This window comes from Streptomyces sp. NPDC030143, assembly GCF_055573695.1.
On the sequence record NZ_JBVIAY010000026.1, the window covers coordinates 1 to 25,255 of the forward strand.

The window sequence follows — 25,255 nt, forward strand, 5'->3', positions numbered from 1 at the left end:
GAGCGGACGATCGCCTGGCTGCACGGCTTCCGCCGACTGCGCATCCGCTGGGAGAGACGCGACGACATCCACGAAGCGTTCCTCGGCCTCGCCACCTGTCTGATCACCCACCGCCACGTCCAACGCCTTTGTTAGGACCTCTTAGCCAAAGCCGCTCGACAGGTGGCGGACTCCGTTCCTTGCAACAGCAGCTGCGGTAGCCGCGGGTTACGGCAGCTGTTGCGGGCCCGGCCCTGCGGTGGGCGAGCGCCGCGTGCACCTCACCGAGTAGAACATCGGGCAATGCCGCTCCCTGGGCATGCTGGAGGATCTCTTCTGCGACGGCGGACAGCTTGATGTCGGTGCGCTGGGAAACCTCCCGCAGCACCGTGAAGCCGTCGTTCGGAGGGATCTGCCCCAAAGCCGGGCCAGTGCGTACGGATCCGGCGGCGCCGGAACACGCAGCCTGCGAGTCGGCGGCCGGGACGGGTTATGCCGCGCCGTGATCCTTCCCTGCCCGGACTTGCCGGAGGTCTTCGTGCCCGGGGCCTGGATGTGGGACGAGGGGCAGGTGACGCCTGCCTCGCGCATGACGTGGGAGATGTGCAGGCACAGGCTGCGGCGTGAAGGAAGCGTGACCGTCACGTGTAGGTGACATGTCCGGCGGCTGCCCGTCGGAGGGCGGCAGGCATGCAATCGCCGCGGCGGTGCAGGCGTGAAGCATGAGGTGTGTCATCTACGGTGAGTCATCGGGCGAGCAGGAGCAGGTGGACTGCCGTCAGGTTGACGGTGGCCGTGCGGCGGTGCTGGACAGTGTGAAGCGGGTGGCGGAACGCGAGTTCTGTTGGGTGCATCTGGATGATCCCGGCCCGGGTGAACTGGAAGAACTGGCGGTCCCTCTCGGGTTGCATCCGCTGGCGGTCGAGGACGCCGGCGAGGCGCACCAACGCCCCAAGCGGGAGCGGTACGGCGACGTGCTGGCGGTGGCGCTGAAGACGCTGTGGTACGTCAAGGACGGCTGCGAGGTGGAGACCGGCGAGGTGATGGTCTTCACCGGTCCACGGTTCGCCCTGACCGTCCGTCATGGCCCGGCCGATCACACCGTCGAGGCGGCCCGGCGGCTCGGTGAGGACCCGACAATGGTGCGGTTCGGGCCCGTCGCCGTGCTGCACGCCGTCCTGGACACGGTGGTCGACTCCTACACCGAGGCTGCCGTCCAGGTCCGTGCCGATCTGACCGCGCTGGAGCGGCGCGTGTTCTCCCCGGAGCGCGAGGACCTCACCGAGGAGATCTACTCCCTCAAACGCGAGGTCCTGGAATTTCGCGACGCCGTCCAGCCGTTGGTCCCGGTGGTGCAGGACTTCGCCGGCCCCCATGCCGGATGGCCTGAGGAGGTGCTGCCGTACTTCCGTGACGTCGCCGATCACCTGCATCGCACCGACACCGAGGTCCGCTCGCTCGACGAGCTGCTCAACTCCGCTCTCGACGCCCACCTCGCGCGGGTGGGGACCTGGCAGAACGACGACATGCGCCGCATCTCCGCCTGGGCCGCCATCCTGGCCACCCCGACCCTCGTCGCCGGGATCTACGGCATGAACTTCGCCCACATGCCGGAACTGAGCTGGATGTACGGATACCCGCTCGCCATCGCCGTCATGGCCGGCGCGGCCGTGCTGTTGCACCGGACCTTTCGCCGCAACGGCTGGCTGTGAACCCTGCGGCCGGGGCCGGACACGCGAGCTTGCCGCGGCCTCGAGTCAGCTCTGGGCGAGCTGATCGGCCAGGCGACGGGCCTGGACCAGGAGTGTGCCGTGTGTCGCCAGCGCCTCGGGAATCGTCCCCGACCGCCCCTGGCAGCCTCCGGTGCAGTTCGTCGAGTGAGCGGCGCAGATCTTGGACGACCTCGTGCAGCGCCTGGTCGGCAGTTTCGTCATGACCGGCTCCGGCGAACCGGGCCTGGCTGTAGAGATCGATGGCGCGTGCGGTGTGCCGCAGAAAGTCGGCGTAGGGACCGGTGACTTGCTTTCCGGGGCGGGCAATGATCACCCAAGAGCAGATCCCGACGGTGCTGGACCATCCCGTGTACGACTTCGAGGGCAACAAGGTCGGTGACGCCAAGCACGTGTTTTCTCGACGACGCCACCGGCCGCCCGGAGTGGGTGAGTGTCAAGACGGGCCTGTTCGGCACCAGTGAGTCGTTCGTGCCGATCAAGGACGCGTCCGTATCAGCAGTGCTGCAGGCATCACCGGAAGAGTTGTTGTCCTGACGGAAAAGGAGTGACCGAATTGCGTGAGCACGTGCTGTGGATGCTTGCTCTGCGGGGTGGGGCGGCGCTGACCTTCGCGACGCTGGCCTTGGCCTGGCCCGCGGTGACCGTGACGGCACTGGCGTTGCTCTTCGGACTCTTCGCACTCGTCGACGGCCTCACCCTCCTGGTCAGCGCCCTGCGCCAGAAGATCAGGCGGGGTCGTTGCCCGGCATACGCGGTCGAAGGCGCCTTGGGCATCACAGCGGGGCTGATCAGCTCGGGCTGGCCGGGCATCACCGCGCCCGCGATGGGCGTCCTGGCCGGAGCGTGGTGTGTGACCACCGGCATCGCCGAACTCTGGGCGGCCGGAGAACAGCATCGTGCACGGCGCCACGAAGCGGTGCTGCTCCCGGCATCGTTGACGACCGGGTCCGCCTCGGTTATCACAGGGATCCTGCTCTTGGCCCTTTCGGACGCTACCGCGATCGCCATCAGCCGGGTCACAGGCACTTACGCGCTCATCGTCGGGGCCATGGCGGCCTTCACCGCCTGGCGGCTGTACGGCTCTGCCGTCTCCCGGACGGCATCACGGCGCACGCGACCCGCCTGAAACGCCGCGCCACCATTCCTGCCCCGCGTCGCGACATCTGCGCGACCCACGCCCTACCGTGGGTTGTTCCTGATGCCCGTCCCCGGCTCATGAGTCGCCCTTTGCCCCAGCCGCAGGCTTCCGCGACCGTCCGCACCCTGCACACCCCCACAGCGGCTTCCGGCAATCATCCACAGGTGCGGGGGGTACTCGATTAGCTCGCGGTTCCGCCCAGGCAGCAGGCGCCTGGCTGGGCCCGGTTGTTGAGCGGCGAACCTCCGGGGCCTCAAGCGGTCTCCACCACACCCCATAATCGGACCCCCGCTGGATACACCGACCTGACCAGTTCTATGCCGAAGGTAGGGCACGCCATGACAGCGGTGACGACAGATGCGCTTGTCCCCACGCTTGAGGACGCCCGTGATGCCCACACTGCGCTCATCGACCGTCTCCGGGCCGATATCGCCGTCCACGCCGCAGGCCCTCGACGGGAGATTCTGGAACGCCATATCGACCACACGTACGACTGCGTCGCCCGCATCGACGGACACATGCGTGAACTTCGCCCCCGCCGCGCGCTGCGGGACACGGCCGACCGGGTCCGCTTCAACGCCCGGGCAACTGTTCGGACGGCTGGGCTGCCACTCAAGATCGGTACGGCGATCATGACCGCCCTGCTGCATCATCGCAACGGGCCCAGCCCGCGCCAGATACTGAGACACACCGAGAACGAATATTCGGTCACCGCCCGGGCCTTGGCGGCCTGCCGGGCCGGGGAGAGCATCGCCGAACAGGCGCATGACCAGGTCGCCGCCGACCTGCTCGCCACGCTGCGTCGCCAGGACGAGGAACTGCTCGCGACGCTCGAGGACAGCCTCGCCCTGCAGGCCCGGGCCACGACGGCCACCGGCAGCGGCTACCGTACGCAACCCGGTGACGACCAACCGCCGGATGCCGCCACAAGCTCCATGCGCTCTGCCGTCAAACGGGTCCGAAAAGCCGCCGAGGGTGGTGCGCGGCAGGCTGCGCGCACCACCAAAGGCGCGCTCCGCCACATGCCAGAGGACGACGAGGACGCCAGGGAAGAGGAGCCGCCGATCCTGTGGTACGAGCACTTCAACGTCGCCGACATCATCCAGCGCCTGCCCAGGCTCTCCCAGGCGCAACTGTCCGCGCTCGACGGCTACGAGCGCGCCCACGCCGGCCGGCCGGAGATCCTGAAAGCCATCGAGCGGCTACGCGGCAGCGAACCGTGGCCAGGGTACGACGCCATGATTTCCGACCAGATCACCGCCCGGCTTCAGACTGCCACCCCCGCCGAAGCCCGGCAGGTGCTGGACTACGAAAGGCGCCACCGCCGGCGCGGCACACTCATCGCCATCGCCAAGGCACGCAGCATCGCATGACAGGACCACTCTTGATCGGTCCTGTGCGCCGAACGCCGGGGTCAAGCAGCAGCGGGGCATGCTCATGAATGCGGCCACGAGCACGGTGTGGAAGGCATGACGGAGGACGCCCCCTACGCCGCGGTCCGGCGGGGCTTGCGCTGGGCGATGTCCAGCAGCTCGCGGTTTCGGCGCTTCTGGGCCTCGGTAAGCGGCCGGGCCTTCGGGCCGTGGCGATCCAGTCCTCAGCGCACGCCTTGTGAACGGGCTCCCCCGAGTGGGAGCGTATCGGCGTGGGCCTGTCGCACAGCACGCAGGGGCGGTCCTGCCGGCGGTCGAAGTGCTGGCTGTCTCGCCAGTCGAGGAGAGCCGGGAGCTGGGACCAAGCTCGGCTCGAACAGTGGCTTCTTGCCTCGCGGGCGGGTCACGGCCGGAAATCGGGCAGCTGCTGGAACAGCTGCGCCACCAGGTCCGGCGTGGGCTTCCAGGGCACGACGTGGCGTTCGACGCACACGGAGGCCGGTGGAGGGATGACCAGTGCGACCGTGGGCCCGCCGTGGCGGCGGGCGGTGGCGATCAGGTTGGCCCGTACGGCCTGCTCGCAGTTCGTGGCATTCCTGTCAGGTTCTTCCGTTCAGACCTGCTTGATGTCCGGGAACAGGCCGGGGCCGTCCCGGTTTGAGCACCGGAGGGCAGCTTGCTCTGGGCCCAGGACCGGGGCATGTAGGCAAGGCGTGCGGGCCCGGCGGTCGGTCGGCAAATGTGTCGCGTGGTGCTGAGGGAGTCGGGATACTCCCTCGGTGACCCTTACTGCTCTGCCTGAACCGCTTCGACCTCGTGCCCTGAGGCCCGGAGATCTCGTCGTTATCGCATCGCTGTCCGGGCCGCTCCATGCCGTGTACGAGCCCGACCTCGAGCAGGCGGTGGTCGTGCTCGAGCGGATGGGATTCCGTGTGCGTCGGGCACCGCTCCTCGAAGCAGGGCGGCACCGTTGGTGGAGCGCGGCTCGGCCGGTGGAGATCGCCGAAGAGCTCAACGCTCTTCTGCGGGATCCCGAGGTGCGCGCGATCATCGCGCATGACGGCGGCCAGACGGCGCTCGGATACCTCGATCTGATCGACTTCGAGGCGATCACTGCCGATCCAAAGCCGATCCTCGGCTTCAGCGACATCTCGCTGCTGCATCTGGTGCTCTACGCGCGCACGGGTCTGGTCGGCTTCCATACCGACCTGGCCACCCCTGGACTCGGCGGACACTGGCAGCGCACGACTGCGGCGCGCAGGGCGAAACTCGAGGAGCTCTACTCGACGCTTCTGACCGGTACCGAGCCGATCGGCGCGCTGCCGGCCACCCCGACGTGGGAGTGCTGGCGTGCCGGTCGCACCGAAGGCCGGCTGATCGGCGGAGTGATCAACCGCATCGTGCTGAACCAGGCGACGTCCTACGCACTGCCGCTCGAAGGGTTCGACGGCGCGGTGCTGTTCTGGGAGGAGGCGGGAGGCCTGGCAGCGTATGTGTGGAGCTATCTGCAGGTACTGCGGCACGCCGGCATCCTCGATCGGATCTCCGGCATGGTCGTGGGCATCCCGGACGGGATCGACGGACTCGACTCGCCCGACGCGTCCCCGACCCTGCGCGAGATCGTCCTCGACGTCCTCGGCGACCGTGACATCCCGGTCCTGGGCAACGTCGAGTTCGGCCACGCGGGCCCGAATCTGCCGATGCCCGTCGGGATCCGTGTTGCTCTCGACGCGCAGCAGCGGACGTTGTCGCTGCTCGAACCGGCGGTACGCCCGCTCACGTTGACCGGCCAACCGGGCGTCTGAGCAACGCGGATCAGCGACCCGACGGCTTCGGCAGCATCCAACCTCCGCGCGCCACATCCACTGCCCCGCCGCAAGACGCAGGGTGGGGCCACTTCACCTCGCCGCCACCCCCAAGTACGCGCTGCCCTAGCCATGTCAGGGGGTGGGAGGACGGAGGGGGACGACGTTGTTGGGTGCCGTGGCTGTTGTTGCGCCCGCTGTTGGGTGAGAACCGCGCCGGCAAGAGCAAGTCGGGTCACCTGCTGTCGGAGCCTCTCAATCTCGTCGTTCTTGTTCGCGATGGTCTTCTTGAGTCTGGTGACGGTTTCCCGAAGTCGTCTCCCGGGTTCCGGAGTCTGCGGGGTCTCGTTGCGGACGCGTTCATAGAACTCGTTCTTCAGATCGGCGTGCCGTTTCATGAGGGCCATGCGGTGGACGTCAGCCTCGGCGGCGAGGGCAACGATGGTGAGGCTGCCGTTGGAGGCGGTGGCCTGTCCGCTCATGAGCCGGTCCATGGCTTTGCGGATGCGGGTGCGCTCGTCTTGGTGCTGTTGGTTCATGTGAGGGCCTTTGCGGGCTGTGCGGTGGTGTCGTGGGTGTCGGCCGTCTCGCGGAGGCGGTTGGCGTTGGCGCGCAGGCGTTTGCCGACCGGTCCGGGGGAGTGGGCGGCGAGCTGGTCGAGTTCGTCGGCGCGTTCGCGGAGTTGTCGGGCGTGGGTGTCGGTGCGGACGGTGTTGCCGCAGCCGGGTCGGTAGTCGTACTGCCGTGGGGCGGTAGCGCCGGGTTCGGGTTCGCAGAGCGCGTTGTCCTGCTTGAAGGCGCAGATCAGGAACGCGTCGGGGTTGTCATAGAGCACGATGCCGTCGCGGGCGAGGAAGGTGCTGGCTTTCCTAGCGAACGTGCGGGGGACGCTGCGGCCCTCGAAGCGAGGGGTGTGAGCGGCGGCGGTCAGGGCCCGGCGGGCGGCGGGTCCTGAGACGTTCTCCGGCGGCGACTCGGTCGCGCAGCCGGGCTGCGGTGTCGGCGGCGGCGAGGGCCGTCTCGACGTCGAGGATGGCGTGGATGCCTTGGCGGCCGCGGGCGCCGTAGCTGCTGGAGGTGCGGGCGTCGAGGACGGTGCGCATGTGGCCGTACTGGATGGCGAGCGCGATCAGTCCTCCGGGGCGCCGCGCGATATGCCAGGCCAGAGATCTTCTGAACCGGTTCAGTCTGATCGCGCCGTGAGGGTCGTCGGGGATGGTCTCGCCGGGGAGGCCCTGCGTCTCGGCCTCTCGGTTCACCCAATTCACGAAGGACTCGATGCGCAAGGTCAGGGTGTCCTGTCTCAGTGCGCCTGCGTGTCCGTGGCGGGAGCGGAATTCGTGGTGGGCGGTGCTGAGGAGGAGCTCGCCGTCGGGGACCATGCGTTCCAGCACGCGGATGACGCGGACCACCGGTGTGATCGCGGCCCAGGGCACCTGGCCAACTTGTCCGTTTTATCACCTCGGGTATGGCACGGTTATCCGAGCCGAGACACAGCGTGCCGCCGCGTCACCCGATCTGTGTAGATGTCTGGCCAGATTCTCCCCGGTCTAGACGGGAGGAGGCCCGGAGAGGCGCACTGTCCGTGGAAACCCGGGAGAGATGTCCGGTCTGACGGTGGCGACCGTCACCTCCGCGCCCTGCTGCGCGGCGAGCGCGAGCACCTTCTCGGTGAACTCCTCGCTCGCGCCCTCAAGGGTGATCTTCACGGAGAACCGGGTGAGAATCCGCTGGAGGGTCCCGTCTGTGAACCATCACCTGATCGGCGGCCATCTCGAAGAAGCTCACTGATCTTGAAGCTCGCCACAGAACGATTCCCGAAGTCACGCCGAAACGACTCCCTCAGAAACCGACACAGCCATCGAAGCCTCTCCCGGCCTGGGTCTACCTCTTCTTCGGACGGGCAAGGGGGACGACGGTGCGGGCGCCGCGCAGAGTTGCGCGCACGCAGCGGCTGAGGGTGTCACCTGCTCCGAGCTCGATGAACAGCCGTTGGCCAACCGGCGCCAAGCGGCTCACGGTCTCGGCGAAGTACACGGGTTTGGTGATGAGATCGGCGAGGGCAAGGAGGAAGTCGTCAGCGTCGCTGCAGGGGCGGCGCTGGACGGGAGAGTGCACCGCGACGCTCAGCGGTCGCTGGCGTAGGCCCTTGGCGTTGTCGAGGAAGCGGCCGTGGATGTCCTGGAGGCTGGGGTGGTGGGCCGCGTAGGGGACGTCAAGTTCGAACAGCCGACGAGTGTCACCCAGGGTGCGAAGGGCGGCTATAGCGGCTCGGGGGCCGCTGACGATCGTCTCCTTCGGAGAGTTGACACAGGCTATCGCCAGGTCTTCGCGGCCGATGTCGGCGAGCATGGCCTGGGTGCGCCCCGCCTCGGCCAGGATCAGGACCATGGCGCCCTCGCCGATGACGGGTCGGTAGGCGTCATTCAATGCGCATACGAGGTGAGCTCCTTCTGCGACAGTGAACGCTCCGGCGGTCACGAAGGCCGAGAATTCACCGAGGCTGTGGCCCACGATCAGGTCTGGGGTAATTCCCGTGGCGGCGAGGGCGTGGGCCGTAGCGACGGAGGCCGCGAAATGGGCCAACTGCGAGGTGCCGTAGGGAAGCGGCGGCGCATCCTGGGGGCAACGGTCGGCCAGCAGCACGTCACGAACCGGTCCGTATCCGTGCGTCGATGCCACCTCGTCGACCTCATCAAGGATCCGGTCGGTCTCTTTCCGGGCCGCGGGAGGCACTCCGAGGTCGTCGTCGTACAGGCTTGCCAGGGCGCCGCAGGGGGAGAGGCCCTGTCCCGGAAACAGGAAGACCACGCCACCGCGCGGCATATCGGACGGGTGCGGCATCATCGTCTGTCACCGTTTCCCGCACTCGGAAGGACGGGCGCCGGGGTGGCGCGCTGCCAGGTCGCGGTAAGGACCGGGTAGCCGTCGGCGGGAAGCGTGGCGAGGCTGAGACGGCCTAACTCCAGGCGAGCCGTGCGGGGCAGTTCAGCGCCGCTGAACTCGGCGGGACTGCCGACCATCGAACGGTGAATCACCATGTCACCGAGCCACTGGTAGGTACCGGCATAGCCGATGTAGCCCTCCTGGCCGGCGAGTTGGGCCGAAACGTGACCATCCGGCGTGTAGATGAGCATGCCCTGGACATCGGTCCCCAACGGATGAGCAATGGCCCCGTGGACATCGGTCGCCGTGAACGACTTCAGTTGCCACGCACCGATGACGCTATCGACCTCAATCTTGGTCAGCGTATCCATGGCTGCTTTCCCCTTTCTTCGCAGTAAGCCCGACATGTCAGCATGGGAGTTCCACCCTCGCGATCGGACACTGTCCGTCTACGCCCCGAAGGTGTGGTGGTCGGCGCCTTTGCCGGGATCTCGAGTGGGGTCAGTCGTCCGCCTGCCTGGCGTCTGTGCAGGCATTGGCGCTGCAGAAGGCTGCAGAAACGAGACAATCTCCGCTGCGTGCGGTGCTGCGGTCCGCCGGGCCGATCTGTCGAACGAATTCACCCAGAAAGCAACAGAAGAACTCAGCAGAGGGCGCAAGCGTAGCAGGGATCCACTACTAGATGAACGATTTCAGGGTGGTAGCTATCGGAGGCGATCAGTGAGCTTTTCAGCGGGGCCACTGATCGGGTGACGCCGTCGGCGTCCGCAACGCACGAGGCTCCCGTGCCGTTGAGGGAGGTGCGACGTCTCAACTCACCGGCAGAGTAGCCTCGTTGGTCCCTATCCTGCCGCACTCGACCTGCCCCATGCCCTGGTCGAGTGGGTCACCATGCTCATCGTCATCCGCGAGGGTGGCCGCCGCTGCAAGCTCCCGCCGCACCAGCGTGCCCTCGCCGGCCTGGTGTACCTGCGCAGGAACGACACCCTCGCACAGATCGCAGCCGACTTCGGCATATCCGTCGGCACCGCTCACGCCCCCACCACAGCCGTCATCCCCGCATCGTGAGTCCGGGCAGATAGGCGACCGGGCAGCCCATGTCCCTCGCGACTGCCAGCGGCAGGGCGCCGATAGAGGTGGGCTGCGAGCTGGGTCTTGCCGACGCCGCCCATGCCGACCAGCACTGCGCTGCCGCCATCGGCCAGCGCCTGGCGCAGCTGGTGCGCGGTGGCGCGGTCTTGGAAGCAGTCCGAGGGCCGGGGCACCACCCCGACCTGGTGCGGCCAGCTGACCGGGGGACGCGGCGTCGCGTAGTAGGCGACCTTGCCGACGGCACCGATGGCCAGGCGGGACCCCTCGGCGTGGGCCGGTGGAGTTCGTATGTACCACCACGCGATGGTCGGTCGCCGACGGCTCGACCACGTTGGTCACCATCGGCGGCTGCTACGGCACTGCCCTCGCGTGTGCGCGGTTCGGTGATGACTGGGTCACGAGCGTGGACGTGGACGCCGACTTGGCGAAGCGGCGTTCCCCGCAGAGGAACGAGGTTGCCAGGTGTTCTGCCCTGGGCGGGTTCGCGCCGGGGACGGAGCAGGTCAAGGCGGCGACGTGGGCGGCGAACGAGCAGGCGTCGGCGACCTCTTCGAGGCTCAGCCGGTCGAGTCGCCCGCCGAGGTGCCCGAGGGCGGCGAGGCGGTGCAGCAGGCCGGCATTGAAGGAGTCTCCGGCGCCGACGGTGTCGACGATGTCGATGGCCGGGGTCGGGACGGTGACGCGGTGGCCGTCGAGGGAAGCGAGTGCGCCGCGTCCGCCGAGGGTGATGACGACGAGTCGTGCGCCGGCGGCGTGCCAGGTGTCGCAAGCCTCTTCAAGGCCGGCACCGGGGAGGAGCAGCGCGAGGTCGTCCTCGCTGAGGCGGAGGATGTCGGCGAGGGCGCACCAGCGAGGAAGCCGCTCTTGGTAGGCCGAGGGCGGTACGAGCAGGGGGCGGACGTTGGGGTCGACGGATACGGTGACGTGCTCGCGGGCAGTGGCGAGGTGCTCCTCGATGTGGCCGGCGCCGGGCTGGCGTACCAGGGCCAGGGATCCGGTGTGCAGGCAGACCGCGTCGTCCTGCTGGGTGGCGGCGAGTTCGTCGGCGGTCCACTGCCAGTCGGCGGCGCTGTCGGCGTAGAAGGTGTAGGTGGCCTGGCCGGTCTCGTCGAGGTCGGTGACGGCGAGAGTGCTGGGCTCGGGGGCGCTCACGCTGCCGGTCAGGTCGACGCCGGAGGCGCTGAGTCGGTCCCGGAAGAGGGTGCCGAAGACGTCGTTGGAGAACCGTCCGAGGAAGCGGGTGGGGGTGCCGAGCCTGGCAAGGGCGACGGCGGTGTTGGCCGGGCCACCACCGGGCAGGGCGCGCAGCGCGAGTTCGCCGAGGCCGGACCGGTCAGGGTCGGCGAAGGTGTCGGCGACGCACTCGCCAAGGACGGTGACACTGCTGGGGGACCTGTGTCGGGTCATGGTGACTGTCTGCCTTTCTGAGGGAGGTCGCGGGCTGCCGCTCCCGTGCGTGGGTCCGGCAGGTACGTCGAGGTCAACGGGTAGGTCTACGACGGTGCCGTCCTCACCCGCTCGGAGTGAGGACGGCGTTTTGAGGCAGGTAAGGGCAGGCAGCGCGTGTTACGCGTCCTGCCCTTGGCTCGCCAGCAGGGGTTCCTGACGGATTCCGCCCGGGGTCAGGTTCCATGCCTCGACGGTGAAGTCGCTGCGGCCGGTGCCTGCCGTGCGGGCCTGCAGCCGCCAGGGTCCGTCAGCGAGTGGATAGAACCTGAGGGTGAGGACCTGGCCGTCGCCGAGATGGACCTCGGCGATCGAACGGTCCACGATCACGCGTAGCTCCACGGGGGTGCCGGCCATCGCCGTTGGGCACGGGACGGCGTACGAGCCTCCTCGTGCCCTCGCGTCCAGTGACGCGTGGCTGCGGTCCACGGTGAGCTGGCCGGTGGTGGGATCGAGGCTGATGTCGAGGTACTCGGTGTCGTCCGCGGCGGTGACCAGGCGCAGACCGCTGGTGCCGGTGGTGTCCGGGGTCAGGACGGCGGTGAGGTCGAAGGTGCGGCTGATCTGGCCCAGTTCGGCCGTCCCGGACTGTGTGAGGTGCCCGGTGCGGTGCAGTACGCGTTCGCCGCGCAACGCGAGCAGTTCGCGAGCGGGGCGTTGGACGACCGTTCCGTCGGCGGTGAGGGTCACCTCGCGAGGGAGGGTGAGGGTGCCTGCCCAGCCTGCTTCATGCGCCCAGGCGTCGTCGCGGGCCTCCCACGCCCAGCCCCACAGCAGCCAGCGGTCCTCCCCGGGGGTCTTCAGCAGGGCGGGGGCGTAGAAGTCGGGGCCGTGATCCAGCGGCACCGGTGCCGCGGTCGCCGTGAAGCGTCCGTCCTGCTCGCGGCCGGTGTGGACGGTCGTGTGGCTGGGGCCGCCCTGCGGGGTCCAGTCGCTGATGATCAGGACGCCGCTGTCGCCGAAGGTAGCGTACTGGGGGCACTCCCATCCGACCGGGCCGGAGCCGGCCGCGGCGTCGCTGGCGTGGAAGGGGCCGCGGTACTCCCAGTGCTCCAGGTCGTCGGACTCGTACAGCTGCGCCGCGGCGCGGTTGTCGGCGAGGGCCGAGCCGACCAGCATCCGCCAGCGGCCATCCTGCTGCCAGACGTAGGGGTCCCGGTACATGGTGGTGTCTGCGGGCGGCTCGGGGATGAGCAGCTCCGGGCGCTTGACCCAGGTGATTCCGCCGTCGTACGACTCGGCGGTGGTCACCGGCTGCCACCAGCGATCGGTGCGGTGGGCGGAGTAGAAGGCCACCATGCGGCCGTCGTCGGAGACGGCGTTTCCGGAGAAGCAGCCGTCGGCGTCGTAGCCGCCGGGAGTGGGGGTGAGGGCCACCGGGAGAGGCTCCCAGTTGACCAGGTCAGGGCTGCGGTAGTGGCCCCAGTGCACGTTCGAATGCCGCGGGCCGTACGGGTTGTACTGGAAGAAGACGTGGTAGTGCCCGTCGTGGAAGACCAGCCCGTTGGGGTCGTTGATCCAGTTGCGCGGGGGGCGCAGATGCACGGCCGGAAGGTGGGGGTCAGCAGGCGGCGTGGACACACGGGGCCTTTCTCGGGGTGCGCGAAGCACAGGGGAAGAGGAGAAGTGGAGAAGCGGCGCGTGGCGCGGGCGTGCGGGCTCAGCCCTTCACGCCCGTCGACGCGATGCTGTTCACGAACGACCGCTGGAACGCCACGAACAGGGCGAGGATCGGCACGGTGATCATGGAGGAGTACGCCATGATCTCGCCCCAGCTCACTTTCAGCTGGAAGAAGTAGGAGATGCCCACCATCACCGGCCGCAGTTCCTCGCTCTGCACGACCATGAGCGGCCAGAGGTAGGAGTTCCAGGCGGGGAGGAAGGTGAGGATGGCGACGGTGGCGATGGCCGGGCCGGACAGCGGCATGACGATCCGGCGGTAGATGGTGAACCAGCCGGCGCCGTCCACGATCGCCGCCTCGTCGATCTCCTTGGGGATGCTCTGGAAGTACTGGTGGAAGAAGAAGACCGAGAAGGCGTTGGCGACGAACGGCAGGATCTGCACCTGGTAGGTGTCCATCCAGCCGGTGGTGAACTCCAGGTGGAAGCCGTTGACGCGGAGCAGCGGCAGTTGGTTGATCCACCACACCAACGGGACGGCGAAGGTCTCGAACGGCACGATGAGGGTCGCGATGACGGCGGTCAGCAGGGCCTTGCGGCCGGGCATCCGCATCCGGGACAGGGCGAAGGCGGCCATGCTGTTGACGAGGATGCCGAGCAGCACGGTGACGGACGAGATCAGCACGGAGTTCAGCAGGAACTGCGCCGCCGGAACCCGCTCGAACACGCCGGTGTAGTTGCCGAGTGACAGGGCGCCGACCGGCAGGAAGGCGCGCAGGGAGCCCATGTCGCCGAATATCTGGTCGTCCGGCTTGAACGACGAGACCACCATGAAGAGCAGGGGAAGCACGAAGACCAGGGCCAGGACGACGCGGCCGGCGTGACCGCCGAGGTGCTTGAGGAAGGAGGGCACGATCAGTCCTTCTCCCGGGTCAGGAAACGCTGGACGAGGGACACGGTCAGGACGAGCACGAAGAAGACCAGCGAGAGGGCCGCCGCGTACGCGGTCTGCTGCTGCTCGTAGCCGGTGCGCACTGCCTGGTAGACGACAGTGGTGGTGGAGTCGAGGGGGCCGCCCTTGGTCATCACGTTGATCTGGGTGAAGAGGCCGAACGCCTGGAGGGTGATGGTGACCAGCACGAACGTGCGGGTGGCGCGCAGGCCGGGCCAGGTGACATGGCGGAAGCGGTGCCAGCGGGTGGCTCCGTCGAGGTCGGCGGCCTCGTACAGCTCGGCGGGGATGGTCTGCAGCCCGGCCAGCCAGATGACCATGTGGAAGCCGACGCCCTGCCACACCGACATCAGGATGACGGCGGGCATGGCGGTGGCCGGGTCGCCCAGCCAGTCCCGGCCCTCGACATGGCCGAGGGTGAGCGCCGAGATGACGTGGTTCACCAGACCGTCCCCCCGGTAGAGGAAGGTCCACAGCAGGGACACGACCACCATCGAGGTGACGACCGGCAGGAAGTAGACGGTGCGGAAGAAGTTGACGCCCCGCACCTTCGCGTTCACCAGCAGCGCCAGCACCAGGGCGAGCCCGGCCTGGAGCGGGACGACGACGGCGGTGAAGTACGCCGTGTTGCGCAGGGACTTGAAGAAGACCGGGTCGTCGAGGAGCCGGGTGAAGTTGTCGAGGCCCACGAAGCGGGCCGGGGTGGGCGAGATGAGCCGCGCGTCGGTGAAGGCCAGGGCGAAGGTGAGGGCGAGCGGTACGACGACGAAGACGATCAGCAGCACCACGGCCGGAGTGGCCATGCCGAGGGCGGTGAGGCTCTCACGGCGACGGGCGTTGGTCGTTCGGGTTCGCCGGACCGTGCGCAGCCGGGCGAGGGCTGCGATCATGGTGGTCACGGTAGCTCCAGGGGGTACCGGTCCGGTTCGGGCGTGCGGGGAAGGCGCGGTCGGGGCCCGAACCGGACCGGAGCGGGTCAGCCGGCGTAGTCGTTGTTCGACTTCAGGTCGTTGTCGATGTCCTTCACGGCCTGGCCGAGAGCGTCCTTGGGGTCGGCCCCGGCCAGGATGTCCTGGGTCGCCTTCTCGAACTCGGTGGCGATGTACGGGTACGCCGGGGTGACCGGGCGCACCACCGCGAACTTCCGTGCGAACTGGACGAACACGTTGAACTCCCCGCCCGGCTGGTAGCCGTCCACCTGCTTCACGGCGGCTTCGGTGGCCGGGATGGTCCCGGTGACCTTGGCGTAGTCGACGAAGTACTTGGTCTGGCGGGAGAACTTCAGCCATGCCTCGGCGCCGGCCTTGTTGGAGCAGGTGGAGCTCATGCCCCACTGCCAGGAGGCCCCGCCGATCTTGGGCCCGTCGCCGAAGTCGACGGGCGGGATGATCGCCAGGTCGTCGCCGAGCTTCTCGGCGTTCTTGGCGGCGTTCCAGCTGCCGTCCCAGTGGAGGGCGCTCTTGCCGGTCAAAAAGTCCTTGTTCGGGTCGGCCCCGGACTTCTTCGACAGGTAGCCCTTGCTCACCAGCGAGCGGAACCAGGTGGCCCAGTCCACGGCGTTCTTGCCGTCGAGGGTGCCCGAGGCGGTCTTGTAGCCGTCGCGGTCGATCAGGTCGCCGCCGAAGCTCTGCAGTTGGGGTGAGTACGCGTACGGGTACCACTCGCCGATCTGGCCGGTGCCCATCTCCAGCGGGTACTCGAACCTGCCGCTCTTCTTCAGCTTGGCGAGCGCGGAGTCGAACTCGTCCTTCGTCCAGGGCTTGTCGATGGTCGGGATGCGGATGCCGTACTTGTTCAGCACCGACTTGCGGGCGAAGAAGGTGAGGGAGACGTCGTAGTGGCCGAACGCGTAGACCTTGTCCTTGTAGCGGCCGACGGTGCTGGGCAGCTGGTCGTCCAGCGGGACCTCGCTGCCGGAGACGTCGATCGGGGCGAGATAGCCGCCCCAGGCCCAGTTCGGCACGTTCGGGCCGTCCACGTCGAGCAGGCAGGGCAGCTTGCGGGCGGATGCGGCGCCCACCACGGACTTGTTGTAGTCGCCCTGCGGGAACGCCTGCAGCTTGACCTTGTACTTGCCCTGGGAGCTGTTGAAGTCCTTGATGATCTTGTTGACGAGGTCGAGTTCGGCCGAGTTGCCGGCGTTGTGCGTCCACAGGGTCAGCGTGTCGCCGTCGGCTCCGGACGTGTTGCTGCCGCCGCTCCCGGTCGCGCATCCGGCGACCAGCGCGGTCGCCGCCGTGACGGCTACACTCGCTACTGCGAGGCGCCTGGTTCTGAACACCACGAGGGTTCCTCCATCTCACTGAGACGGGTCTTGCCGGACCCGCCTTGGCGACCGGTTGCGACGGTCGCTGTTCTTGGTGGTCGTCCCGCCGCCCGGAGGGTCAGTACTTCTGGCGGCGGGACAACCGTCTTCTGGTGCCCGGTGTCAGCTCCCGGCGGGGGCGCCGATGGAGGCGCGTTCCCGCAGCGGCATGGGCACACGGTGGACGACTGCTTCGAGCGGCCCCCTGCGGAGAATCAGCTCCACGGCGAGCCGACCCAATCGGTAGTGCGGCAGCTTCAACGTGGTGAGCGCCGGGCGCAGTACGGACGCGATGTCCTGGTCGTCGAAGGAGACCACCGACACGTCGCCGGGCACGGACAGACCTGCCTCGCCGAGCGCCTGGTAGGCGCCGAGAGACACCCGATCGGCCAGGCACACCAGCGCCCGGGGACGGTGGCCCGCCGCGAGCAGCGCGGAGACCTCCCGGTAGCCGTCCGGCGTGTCCCAGTCGCACTCGATGACACCGTCCAGGCGCGCGCCGCCCTCCCGCAGAACCTCCTCCAGACCGCGCATGCGCTCGTTGCCGGCGATGATCCCCTCGGGCGTGGCCGGAACGGCCTGGTGCCCACCGATCGCCCAGATGTCCTCGCGGTGACCGGCCGCGAGCAGGGCACGGGCCGCATCCCGGCCCGCCTCCAGCTCGTCCGGGACGACCGACGGCGCGTCGAAGCCGGGGGCCAGGCAGTTCAGCAGGACCACCCGGCGCCCGAAGAGCTCTTTGGGCGGAGTGACGTACCGGGTGAACATGGAGGCGTAGATCACCGCGTCGACCTGGCGGTCCAGCAGCGCGTGGACCAGCGACGACTCAGCCTCGCGATCGCCGCCCGCCTCCGTGATGAACAGCAGGTTGTCCCGCTCCCGGGCGGCCTCCATCGCGCCGCGGATCACCTCGCCCGCGAAGGGCGTCGTGGTGATCCGGTCCGACACGAACCCGATGGTCTGCGTCGACTTCGTCCGCAGGCTGCGCGCGGTGACGTTGGGGCGGTAGCCCAGCTCCTTCGCGGCGTCCAGCACCTTCTGGCGGGAGGCATCGGAGATGCGCATGTCGGTGCGACCGGACAGGGCGAACGACGCGGTCGTCGGCGAGACGCCCGCCTTACGGGCGACATCGGCCATGGTCACACGACGTTCAGACACGCTGCTCGGCTCCGTTGTTAAATCGGATTAGCAAGTTGCGAAGAGATTGATGCGCCCGTGGCCGGATGTCAACACCGCAGACATCTCGAATGAGAAACGGGTGAGATATATGCATATTTGTCCGTCTCTCTTGTGTCCCCAGGGTAAAACGGTATGCATTAGCTCTTGCATTAGCAGGGGCGGAGCGCGAACGATGCCGAGCCATCTCGCTTAAACCGATTTGGCAGTGCGTCAGACCTGCCGCGCACCACCCAGGAGCCCGCCCATGAGGAGAAGAACAGCCCTCACCGTCGTGTCCGCCGCCATCGGCGGGGCCGTCGTACCGCTCTCGTTCGCTTCCGCTTCCGCCGCCGCAGAGAGCCGACGCGGACCCCAAAGCCCCACCGCCCGCTGGGACTTCGACGAGCGCGGCGGCACGGTCGCCCGCGAGGCGGTCTCGGGCTCCGCCGACCCCATCGACTACGTCTTCGCAGACGCCCGCTACAAGCCGGACACCGACCCCGTCCGGCGGCGTGGAGTGCGCGGCCGGGCGCTGTACTTCGACGGCTACTCCACCGTCGTCACCGCCAAGGGCCCCGGCAAGCTGGACCCCGCACAGGGCCTGGCCATCGACGCGTGGATCGCCCCCTACGCGTACGAGCACGGCATCGACGGCAAGCCCCAGGCCCTGGTCAACCAGCACAACCCGGACGCGAAGACCGGGTTCCTGCTCGGTCTGCGCCGCTTCGGGCAGATCGTCTTTCAACTCGGCTTCGGCACCGACCTGATCGAGGTCAAGGGAGCACCGGACCAGCCGGCCATCAAGGGCCGATGGACACACGTCGCCGCCAGCTACGACCCGGCCGCACACCAGCTGCGCCTCTACCGTGACGGCCGCCTCATCGGCACCGCCACCACTCCCGAAAAGGCCCCCCAACTGGCCCCTGAAGAGCAGCTGTTGATCGGCCGGCACAACCGGCCCACGCTGCTGAACGGCGAGTTCCACGCCAACATGTACATGGGCCTGATGGACAGCCTCGTCATCCGCCCCGGCACCCTGGACGACACCACCGCCCAGAAGGAGCACGCCGATAAGGTCGCCGCGCTGCCGGGTGGCCGCGTGCCCCGCCCGGACCTGACGCTGAACCGGTCCCGCTTCGACGGCGACCGGCACCGCCCCCAGTTCCACATGCTGCCGCCCTGGCACTGGATGAACGAGCCGCACGCGCCCGTCTACTTCAAGGGCAAGTACCACATCTTCTACCAGCACGATCCGCTCGGCCCGTTCTGGGGCCAGATCCACTGGGGACACGCCGTCAGCACCGACATGGTGCACTGGCGGGACATGCCCATAGCCCTCGCCCCGGCAGGGGACTCGGTCGGGCCGGACGGGATCTGGTCGGGTTCGGCGTACGTCGACGGCGACCGGGGGCCGGTGCTCTTCTTCACCGGCGGCGACGACCGGCTGCCCTACCGTCAGCGCACCGGGATGGCCGTCTCCGCGTACAAGACCGACCACGACACGGACCTGCCCACCTGGAACATGAAGTCCGAGCCGGTCACCGAAGCCCCGGCCGGCCTCCCCGCCGGCCCCGGCACCGCATGGGCGGAGAACTTCCGCGACCCGTTCGTCTGGGAGGAGGACGGCGTCTGGTACCAGCTGGTCGGCAGCGGCATCGTCGACTACAACGGCAGCCAGGTCACCAAGAAGCACGGCGGAACCGCGCTCGTCTACACCGCGCGCAGGCCCGAGGGGCCCTGGACCTACCGGGGCCCGTTGCACTGGAACGACCTCACTGACGTCCCCGAGCCCGGAGAGGTCTGGGAGCTGCCGGTGCTCCTCCCGCTCCCCGGTCCGAAGGGCAAGCGCACCGGCAAACACATCCTGCTGGTCAGCCCCTGGTGGGAGGCGTTCAACCCCAACGCCGTCAGGCACACCTACTACTGGATCGGCACCTTCGACAAGCGCGCGTTCCGCTTCGTGCCCGACCACGACAAGCCCCGAGAGTTCGACTTCGGCGAGCACTTCACCGGCCCGTCCGGCTTCGTCACCCCCGACGGCCGCTCGGTGCTCTTCAGCATCACCCAGGACCGCCGCAGCGAACAGCAGCACGCCCAGTCCGGCTGGGCGCACAACGCCGGCATGCCGGTCAGCGTGTCGCTGCGCCAGGACGGAACCCTCGGAGTCGAGCCCATCGAAGAGGCGGCCGGACTGCGGGGCCGGCGACTGGTCAAGATCCGCCAGGTCTCAGTGGTGGAGGCTGACCGCGAACTCGTCGGCGTCTTTGGCGACATGCTGGACATCGAGGCCGTCATCGAGCCCCGCGACGCCACGACCGTCACCCTGGCCGTCCGGGCGAGCGCCGACGGCAGTGAGCGGACTCTGCTCTCCTATGACACGAGCAAGCACCGCTTCTCCATCGACCGCGGCCGCTCCAGTCTCGACCCGGACGTGCGCAAGGGCGTCCACGGCGGCAGGGTCGAACTCGTCGGCGGGCAGCTGCGGTTGAGGGTCCTGATCGACCGTTCGATGCTGGAGGCGTACGTCAACGGCACCAACAGCATCACCAGCCGCGTCTACCCGACCCGGAAGGACGCCACCGGCCTGCGGCTGACCAGCGAGGGCGGCTCCGCCCGGGTCGTCTCCCTGGACGTCTGGCGCATGAACGGCGCCTACGACACGCCCGTCGCCCCCGCCGCATACGACCCGCCGCGCCCGACGAACGTCGGCGCCCTCCCCAACCACGACTTCGCCACCGGCGACCTCACCGGATGGACCGTCGTATCGGGCACCACTTTCGGCGCCTCCAACGTGACCACCCGTACCGACTGGGGCTGGGGCGGACCCTTCTACCAGGCCGAGACGGCGGACGACCCGACCGGCCACCACCTGTGGGGCTTCAACCCGGACGCGGGCGGCGACGACGCCACAGGTGTGCTCCGCTCCGCCACCGTCGTCCTCGGCGGAGACGGCGTGGTCGACCTGCTCGTGTCCGGCGGCAACGACCTCGACCGGCTCTACGCGGCTGTCGTCCGCGCAGACGACGGCAAGGTGCTGGCCAAGGAAACCGGGCGTGGTGCCGAACAGTACCGCCGTGTCGTCTTCGACCTGTCCGAGCACATCGGCGAACGGGTCTACGTCGAGGTCGTCGACAAGGCGACCGGCGGCTGGGGCCACATCAACGTCGACGACGTCAACGTGCCCGTCCAGCGCTCCTGACCACCTGCCCACCCACGTTCCACGCTCCCGGGGCCCTGTCGTGGGCCCGCGACCAGGAGAACGCACCGATCAGCCTGCTCAACACACCTCACCACATCACCGGAGGTATGCATGCGCACGCGTTCATCAGCGACATCCAGGACAGGGCCCCCGGGCAGCCTGCTACGCACACTGCTCGTCCTTGTGGCTTGTCTCGGCATGACAACGCCCCTCATGTCGGGACAGGCCGGCGCCAGCGAGAGCACCCTGTCCAACCCCGGCTTCGAGACGGGCGACCTGAGCGGCTGGAGCACCACAGGAGGCGCCTTCGACGGATCCGTCACCAACCAGCCGGGCTGGGGATGGGGCTGCTGCTTCAACCAGCAGGGCACCTATCACCTCTGGGGATTCGCGGGCGGCGGTGATGCCCCCATAGGCACCGTCACCTCCGAGCCGTTCACCCTGACCGGCACGGGAATGGTCAGTGTCCTGGTTTCCGGCGGCCGTAACGACGACCAGCTGTACGTGGCTCTGACGACCCTGGACGGCACCGTCCTGCACAAGGCCACCGGCACCGACGACGAGGCGTACCGCCGCGTCACCTGGGACGCGCGAGAGCACCTGGGCGAGCAGTTACGCATCACGGCGGTCGACCGGGCCACCGGCGGCTGGGGACACATCAACCTGGACGACGTGAGAGTCGGTCTGGACGAGGCTCCGGACCCGGGCCTCGAGGGGCTCGCCGCCTACTGGGACTTCGCCGAGGGCCAGGGCACCGCGACCACGGAGCGGATCAGCCGGAGCGCGGATCCCATCAGCTACGTCTTCAACAACGCGGTCCACAAGCCGAACAGCGACCCGCTGTGGCGTACCAAGCGGCCAGAGGACGGCGTTCTCTCCGGCGCCCTTCTCTTCGACGGCTACTCCACCTGGGTCACCCGCGCCGCATCACAGACCCAACTCCCCACGGACGGCATGACCGTCGGCGCCTGGGTCGCACCACGCGCCTTCGAATGGGGCGACGAAGGCAAGCCCTCGGCCGTCGTCAACCAGCAGGACAAGGCAGCACGCCGAGGATTCTCGCTCGGCGTCGGCCGGCACGGTGTGTGGCAGTTCGGCATCGGCACCGGTGACGCCTGGTACGAGACGGCGGTCCCCCAGGCGGCAGCTCTCGCCGCGGGCAAGTGGGCGCACATCGCGGCGGTCTTCGCTCCGCGCGAGGGCACCATCAGCCTCTACCTGAACGGCGAGCAGGTCGCCCGGACGGTCATCCCCACCACGGCCCGCCTGGCCAAGGCCGACGTTCCCCTGCTCATCGGCCGCCACAACCAGCCCGCCATCATCAACGGCACCTTTGCCGTGAACATGTTCAACGGCCTGGTCGACGAGGTGAAGGTCCACACGGGCGCGCTCACCTCCGGATCCGTGCGGGCCGGCCACGAGCACGACGTGCGGACATTCGCCGGCGGCAGCATCCCCGAGGCCCGTATGGCCATGGACCGCTCACGCTACGACGGCGACCGCTACCGCCCGGGCTACCACTTCTCGGCCCCCAACCACTGGATGAACGAGCCCCACGCCCCCATCCAGGTCAACGGCAAGTACCACCTCTTCTACCAGCACAACTCCCACGGTCCCTACTGGCACAACATCGGCTGGGGGCACGCGGTCAGCGAGGATCTGGTGCACTGGCGTGACCTGCCCGTCGCCCTGGCTCCCACCGCGGGGAGCGTGGCACCGGACGGCGTCTGGTCCGGCGACGCGACCCTCGACGAGAACGGCGTCCCGGTCCTGCTGTTCACGGCCGGCAACGATTCCCAGCGCCCCAATCAGGCGACCGGACTCGCCCGCCCCGTCGACCCCGGCGACCCGGACCTGGCCGAGTGGAAGATGCACCCGACCCTGGTGACCAGCCAAACCGCCGATCTGGACGTCGGTGCTGGACGAAAGGTCCGCTTCGGAGACTTCCGCGACCAGGACGTGTGGAAGGAAGGCGACACCTGGTTCCAGTTGGTCGGCTCGGGAGTCCAGACCACCTCAGGCCGAAGCGTCGGCGGGACGGCGCTCCTCTACACCTCCAAGAACCTCACCGACTGGACCTACTCGGGGCCTCTGATGGTCGGTGACGTGGCGGCCCACCCCAAGACCGGCCAGGTCTGGGAGCTCCCCACCTTCCTCCCCATCGGCAAGGACGACCAGGGACGCCAGCGACGGGCGCTGCTCGTCAACCCGTCCTTCCCCGACGGCCCCGCCGAGTACAGCAGCAAGTACACCTACTACTGGGTCGGCACCTGGGACGCCCAGGCCCGCCGATGGACACCCGACACCACCGAGCCCAGGCTGCTCGACTACGGCGATCACTTCACCGGGCCCAGTGGCACGGTCGACGACAAGGGGCGCTCCCTCGTCTTCAGCATCGCGCAGGACCGGCGCACGGAGCGCGCCCACTACGACGCCGGCTGGGCCCACAACGCCGGACTCCCCGTCCAACTGTCCATGCGACCTGACGGAGACCTGGGAGTCAGTCCTGTCGAGGAGGTCTCCCGGCTCCATGTAGGTGAACCACTACTGAACATCAACCAACCGACCTCCGTCGCCGACGCCAACGCGCGCCTGGCAGACATCAAGGGGGACATGCTCCACATCAAGCTGACTCTGGAGCGGGGCAGCGCCGACACCTTCGGACTCGATGTGCTGCGCAGCCCCGGGGGCGAAGAGAAGACCCGTCTGTTGTACGACGCCCCAGCCGGACATCTGGGCGTCGACCGAACACGATCCGGAAACAACTCCAGCGTCGACGCCAACCCGGGCATCCAGAAGGGTCCGTTGACGCTCTCCGACGGAGAGTTGTCACTGGATGTGTTCCTGGACCGCTCGATGATCGAGGCGTACGCGAACGCGCACAAGTCCATCACCACCCGCGCCTACCCCTTCCGGCAGGACTCTCTCGGCCTGCGGCTCTTCGGCGACGGCAGTGTCGTCAAGTCCATGACAGTTTGGAAGATGGGTAACCTGACCGACTGACTCAGCGCCGTCCCCGCCCGCCGGCACCATCGACCCGGTCGGCATGCCAGTCGTGCCGACCGGGTCGATGAGTGCTGGCTATCCGATACTCCCGCCGCTCGGGTCGTCGGCTCGCCAAAAAGCGGTTCCGGCGGTGTCAGATCCCATGCTCCGACCGTGAAGGCAGCGGAGGCCACCCCTGTGGCTCCCAACTGGACGCGCCAAGGGACGTCACCGGCGGGGGAGACACGCAGGGTGCGGCCGGAGGCGGTGAAGATCTCCGCGACCGGGTGGTAGAGCAGAATCCGCAGGGTCGCGTTGGGCCCCTCGGGCGGAAGGCGCCAGCTGCCGCCCTTCGCGCGGTGATCGAGGGAGGCGTGGTCGCGGTCGACGACCATTTCGCCGGTGACCAGGTGGTGGACGATGTCGAGGTACTCGGTGTCGTCCGGTGAGGTGAGCAGCCGCAGACGGCCGCCGCGCTCCAGGGGCTCGGTCAGGTCGGTGGCCCGGGACACCTCGCCGAGGTTCACCGGCTGTTCGGCGCTCGCCTTTCCCGTCGCGGCGATCCGTCGTTCGCCGCGGAAGGCGAACAACTCGCGGGCCGGTCGCTGGACCAGTGCGCCGTCCGCGCCGTGCTTGACGGCTCCTCCACCAAGACGAAACTCCGCTACACCGCCCAGAGCGCCCAATGGCAGGCGTACGACTACGCTCTCGTAGCCACCCCCTGAACAAGCCACACGAGCGCGGGCATGGACTGCACCAGAGTCTCCGTGCCCGCGCACTTTTTGCGCGAGCCTTCACGGGGCTTCTGGCCGCTGTGAGGCTTGATTGCCGGTGAAGCCGGCCAAGAGGGCGGATATGACGCGGTCCGTGGATGCGGCCATGTCGACCGAGTCGGGGGCGAGCAGCCACTGAATCTGGAGGCCGTCCATGACGGCGATGATCGCGTTGGCCGCGTCTTCGAGGTTCAGGTCGGGGCGTGTCTCGCCGAGTTCGTGCGCTTCGGCGAGGGCTTCGCAGACCATGGCACGCAGTCCCGCGTAGCGGTCACGGAAGTAGTCCTGCGCGGGGTGGCCTTCGGTGACGCTCTCCGCCGACAGGACGGAGTACAGCCGGACGATGCCCTCCCGTTCGGTGTTGCGGCGGGCCGTGTCGACCAGGTGGCGCAGGAAGGCCAGACCGCGGGGGCGGTCGGGGCCGAGCTGTTCGATGTCGGTGGCGTCGCGCAGGTCGAGGACGCTGGTGAGCAGCTGGGCCTTGGAGCGGAAGTAGTGCAGGACGCCGGCCTGGGTGACTCCCGCGCGGTCGGCGATCTCCTGCAGGGAGGCGTTGTTGTAGCCGCGGGCGGCGAAGGTGTCCATGGCGATCTGCAGGATCTCCTGCCGTCGCTGTTGGGCTTTGAGGCTCTTCCCCGTGCGGGGCTGCCGCTCGCCGGTCGGCCTGCTCTCGCTCACCGTGCGGAGTCTACGGGGCTGTCGATCAGTGGTCACCTTTCGATCAAACCCGAGAAAGAACTTACGCACAAGCACTTACCAAGTACTTAGTAAGTGTGCTTTCCTGCTCTCCGTTCCGCCCGCTTCGTGCCGC

20 protein-coding genes and 3 pseudogenes are annotated in these 25,255 nt (G+C 68.4%); 9 read left to right on the forward strand and 14 right to left on the reverse strand.

From position 1 onward, the window contains the following. Both ACZ4YY_RS31675 and ACZ4YY_RS31680 read left to right on the forward strand, forming a co-directional pair. Window positions 1-135, forward strand: a pseudogene (locus tag ACZ4YY_RS31675) (IS5/IS1182 family transposase); the annotation flags it as partial. A 566-nt stretch (window positions 136-701) separates the two neighbouring features. Then, on the forward strand, window positions 702-1,691 hold the full coding sequence (locus ACZ4YY_RS31680; RefSeq protein ID WP_468298178.1) for a magnesium and cobalt transport protein CorA: 990 nt from the start codon (window positions 702-704) through the stop codon (window positions 1,689-1,691). A 45-nt stretch (window positions 1,692-1,736) separates the two neighbouring features. On the opposite strand, the gene ACZ4YY_RS31685 is transcribed toward ACZ4YY_RS31680, so the two are convergent. Further along, window positions 1,737-1,913, reverse strand: a complete 177-nt coding sequence (locus ACZ4YY_RS31685) for a hypothetical protein (protein WP_468298180.1) — start codon at window positions 1,911-1,913, stop codon at window positions 1,737-1,739. 104 nt (window positions 1,914-2,017) lie between these two features. On the opposite strand from ACZ4YY_RS31685, the pseudogene ACZ4YY_RS31690 reads away from it, so the two are divergent. The 4 genes and pseudogenes from ACZ4YY_RS31690 to ACZ4YY_RS31705 all read left to right on the forward strand — a co-directional run. Continuing rightward, window positions 2,018-2,204 (forward strand): annotated as a pseudogene (locus ACZ4YY_RS31690) (PRC-barrel domain-containing protein); the annotation flags it as partial. Window positions 2,205-2,256: 52 nt separating this feature from the next. Next, window positions 2,257-2,838, forward strand: a complete 582-nt coding sequence (locus ACZ4YY_RS31695) for an HdeD family acid-resistance protein (protein ID WP_468298182.1) — start codon at window positions 2,257-2,259, stop codon at window positions 2,836-2,838. A 350-nt stretch (window positions 2,839-3,188) separates the two neighbouring features. Continuing rightward, entirely contained in the window at window positions 3,189-4,223 is a 1,035-nt protein-coding gene (locus ACZ4YY_RS31700; RefSeq protein ID WP_468298184.1) for a hypothetical protein, read from the forward strand. A 779-nt stretch (window positions 4,224-5,002) separates the two neighbouring features. After that, window positions 5,003-6,028, forward strand: a complete 1,026-nt coding sequence (locus ACZ4YY_RS31705) for a S66 peptidase family protein (protein WP_468298185.1) — start codon at window positions 5,003-5,005, stop codon at window positions 6,026-6,028. A gap of 535 nt (window positions 6,029-6,563) precedes the next feature. Here ACZ4YY_RS31705 and ACZ4YY_RS31710 read toward each other — a convergent pair. The 5 genes from ACZ4YY_RS31710 to ACZ4YY_RS31730 all read right to left on the reverse strand — a co-directional run bounded on the left by ACZ4YY_RS31710 (window position 6,564) and on the right by ACZ4YY_RS31730 (window position 9,285). Next, entirely contained in the window at window positions 6,564-6,863 is a 300-nt protein-coding gene (locus ACZ4YY_RS31710) for a DUF6381 family protein (protein ID WP_468298187.1), read from the reverse strand. Window positions 6,864-6,897: 34 nt separating this feature from the next. Then, window positions 6,898-7,464: a hypothetical protein gene (locus ACZ4YY_RS31715; protein ID WP_468298188.1), complete on the reverse strand. Its 567-nt coding sequence runs from the start codon at window positions 7,462-7,464 to the stop codon at window positions 6,898-6,900. 114 nt (window positions 7,465-7,578) lie between these two features. Further along, window positions 7,579-7,737, reverse strand: a complete 159-nt coding sequence (locus tag ACZ4YY_RS31720; RefSeq protein ID WP_468298190.1) for a hypothetical protein — start codon at window positions 7,735-7,737, stop codon at window positions 7,579-7,581. A 175-nt stretch (window positions 7,738-7,912) separates the two neighbouring features. Next, window positions 7,913-8,875, reverse strand: coding sequence for an acyltransferase domain-containing protein (locus ACZ4YY_RS31725; protein WP_468298192.1), 963 nt, complete (start codon window positions 8,873-8,875; stop codon window positions 7,913-7,915). Further along, a complete protein-coding gene (locus ACZ4YY_RS31730; RefSeq protein WP_468298194.1) occupies window positions 8,872-9,285 on the reverse strand; it encodes a lipocalin-like domain-containing protein in 414 nt (137 codons plus the stop codon). Before ACZ4YY_RS31730 ends, ACZ4YY_RS31725 begins: the two co-directional genes overlap by 4 nt. 520 nt (window positions 9,286-9,805) lie before the next feature. On the opposite strand from ACZ4YY_RS31730, the pseudogene ACZ4YY_RS31735 reads away from it, so the two are divergent. Beyond that, a pseudogene (locus tag ACZ4YY_RS31735) lies at window positions 9,806-9,967 on the forward strand (helix-turn-helix domain-containing protein); the annotation flags it as partial. A gap of 390 nt (window positions 9,968-10,357) precedes the next feature. Here the strand turns inward: ACZ4YY_RS31735 and ACZ4YY_RS31740 are convergent. From ACZ4YY_RS31740 to ACZ4YY_RS31765, 6 genes are all read right to left on the reverse strand, one after another. After that, a complete protein-coding gene (locus ACZ4YY_RS31740; RefSeq protein WP_468298196.1) occupies window positions 10,358-11,413 on the reverse strand; it encodes a carbohydrate kinase family protein in 1,056 nt (351 codons plus the stop codon). A gap of 159 nt (window positions 11,414-11,572) precedes the next feature. Continuing rightward, window positions 11,573-12,997, reverse strand: a complete 1,425-nt coding sequence (locus ACZ4YY_RS31745; RefSeq protein ID WP_468298198.1) for a glycoside hydrolase family 32 protein — start codon at window positions 12,995-12,997, stop codon at window positions 11,573-11,575. A gap of 115 nt (window positions 12,998-13,112) precedes the next feature. After that, window positions 13,113-13,985: a carbohydrate ABC transporter permease gene (locus ACZ4YY_RS31750; protein ID WP_468298200.1), complete on the reverse strand. Its 873-nt coding sequence runs from the start codon at window positions 13,983-13,985 to the stop codon at window positions 13,113-13,115. Between the two features lie 2 nt (window positions 13,986-13,987). Further along, window positions 13,988-14,914 carry a carbohydrate ABC transporter permease gene (locus ACZ4YY_RS31755; RefSeq protein WP_468298202.1) on the reverse strand — a complete coding sequence of 309 codons (927 nt, stop codon included), beginning with the start codon at window positions 14,912-14,914 and terminating at the stop codon, window positions 13,988-13,990. Window positions 14,915-15,000: 86 nt separating this feature from the next. After that, window positions 15,001-16,305: an ABC transporter substrate-binding protein gene (locus ACZ4YY_RS31760; RefSeq protein ID WP_468298204.1), complete on the reverse strand. Its 1,305-nt coding sequence runs from the start codon at window positions 16,303-16,305 to the stop codon at window positions 15,001-15,003. 147 nt (window positions 16,306-16,452) lie between these two features. Beyond that, window positions 16,453-17,487: a LacI family DNA-binding transcriptional regulator gene (locus ACZ4YY_RS31765; protein ID WP_468298206.1), complete on the reverse strand. Its 1,035-nt coding sequence runs from the start codon at window positions 17,485-17,487 to the stop codon at window positions 16,453-16,455. A 265-nt stretch (window positions 17,488-17,752) separates the two neighbouring features. On the opposite strand from ACZ4YY_RS31765, the gene ACZ4YY_RS31770 reads away from it, so the two are divergent. Continuing rightward, window positions 17,753-20,686: a glycoside hydrolase family 32 protein gene (locus ACZ4YY_RS31770; protein WP_468298207.1), complete on the forward strand. Its 2,934-nt coding sequence runs from the start codon at window positions 17,753-17,755 to the stop codon at window positions 20,684-20,686. 213 nt (window positions 20,687-20,899) lie between these two features. Continuing rightward, window positions 20,900-23,689 (forward strand): GH32 C-terminal domain-containing protein, encoded by a 2,790-nt coding sequence (locus ACZ4YY_RS31775; RefSeq protein ID WP_468298209.1) that lies wholly within the window; start codon window positions 20,900-20,902, stop codon window positions 23,687-23,689. On the opposite strand, the gene ACZ4YY_RS31780 is transcribed toward ACZ4YY_RS31775, so the two are convergent. Both ACZ4YY_RS31780 and ACZ4YY_RS31785 read right to left on the reverse strand, forming a co-directional pair. Further along, window positions 23,590-24,198 carry a GH32 C-terminal domain-containing protein gene (locus tag ACZ4YY_RS31780; RefSeq protein ID WP_468298292.1) on the reverse strand — a complete coding sequence of 203 codons (609 nt, stop codon included), beginning with the start codon at window positions 24,196-24,198 and terminating at the stop codon, window positions 23,590-23,592. The two genes, ACZ4YY_RS31775 and ACZ4YY_RS31780, sit on opposite strands and share 100 nt — an antisense overlap. 267 nt (window positions 24,199-24,465) lie before the next feature. Beyond that, a complete protein-coding gene (locus tag ACZ4YY_RS31785) occupies window positions 24,466-25,035 on the reverse strand; it encodes a TetR family transcriptional regulator (RefSeq protein WP_468298294.1) in 570 nt (189 codons plus the stop codon). Window positions 25,036-25,255 lie beyond the last annotated feature (220 nt).

Excerpts from the sequence above, each read along its gene's own strand:
- ACZ4YY_RS31755 (WP_468298202.1), bottom strand. The coding sequence starts at position 14,914 with ATGATCGCAGCCCTCGCCCGGCTGCGCACGGTCCGGCGAACCCGAACG.
- ACZ4YY_RS31700 (WP_468298184.1), top strand. The coding sequence starts at position 3,189 with ATGACAGCGGTGACGACAGATGCGCTTGTCCCCACGCTTGAGGACGCC.
- ACZ4YY_RS31680 (WP_468298178.1), top strand. The coding sequence starts at position 702 with ATGAGGTGTGTCATCTACGGTGAGTCATCGGGCGAGCAGGAGCAGGTG.
- ACZ4YY_RS31770 (WP_468298207.1), top strand. The coding sequence starts at position 17,753 with ATGAGGAGAAGAACAGCCCTCACCGTCGTGTCCGCCGCCATCGGCGGG.
- ACZ4YY_RS31685 (WP_468298180.1), bottom strand. The coding sequence starts at position 1,913 with ATGACGAAACTGCCGACCAGGCGCTGCACGAGGTCGTCCAAGATCTGC.
- ACZ4YY_RS31730 (WP_468298194.1), bottom strand. The coding sequence starts at position 9,285 with ATGGATACGCTGACCAAGATTGAGGTCGATAGCGTCATCGGTGCGTGG.
- ACZ4YY_RS31740 (WP_468298196.1), bottom strand. The coding sequence starts at position 11,413 with ATGACCCGACACAGGTCCCCCAGCAGTGTCACCGTCCTTGGCGAGTGC.
- ACZ4YY_RS31725 (WP_468298192.1), bottom strand. The coding sequence starts at position 8,875 with ATGATGCCGCACCCGTCCGATATGCCGCGCGGTGGCGTGGTCTTCCTG.
- ACZ4YY_RS31775 (WP_468298209.1), top strand. The coding sequence starts at position 20,900 with ATGTCGGGACAGGCCGGCGCCAGCGAGAGCACCCTGTCCAACCCCGGC.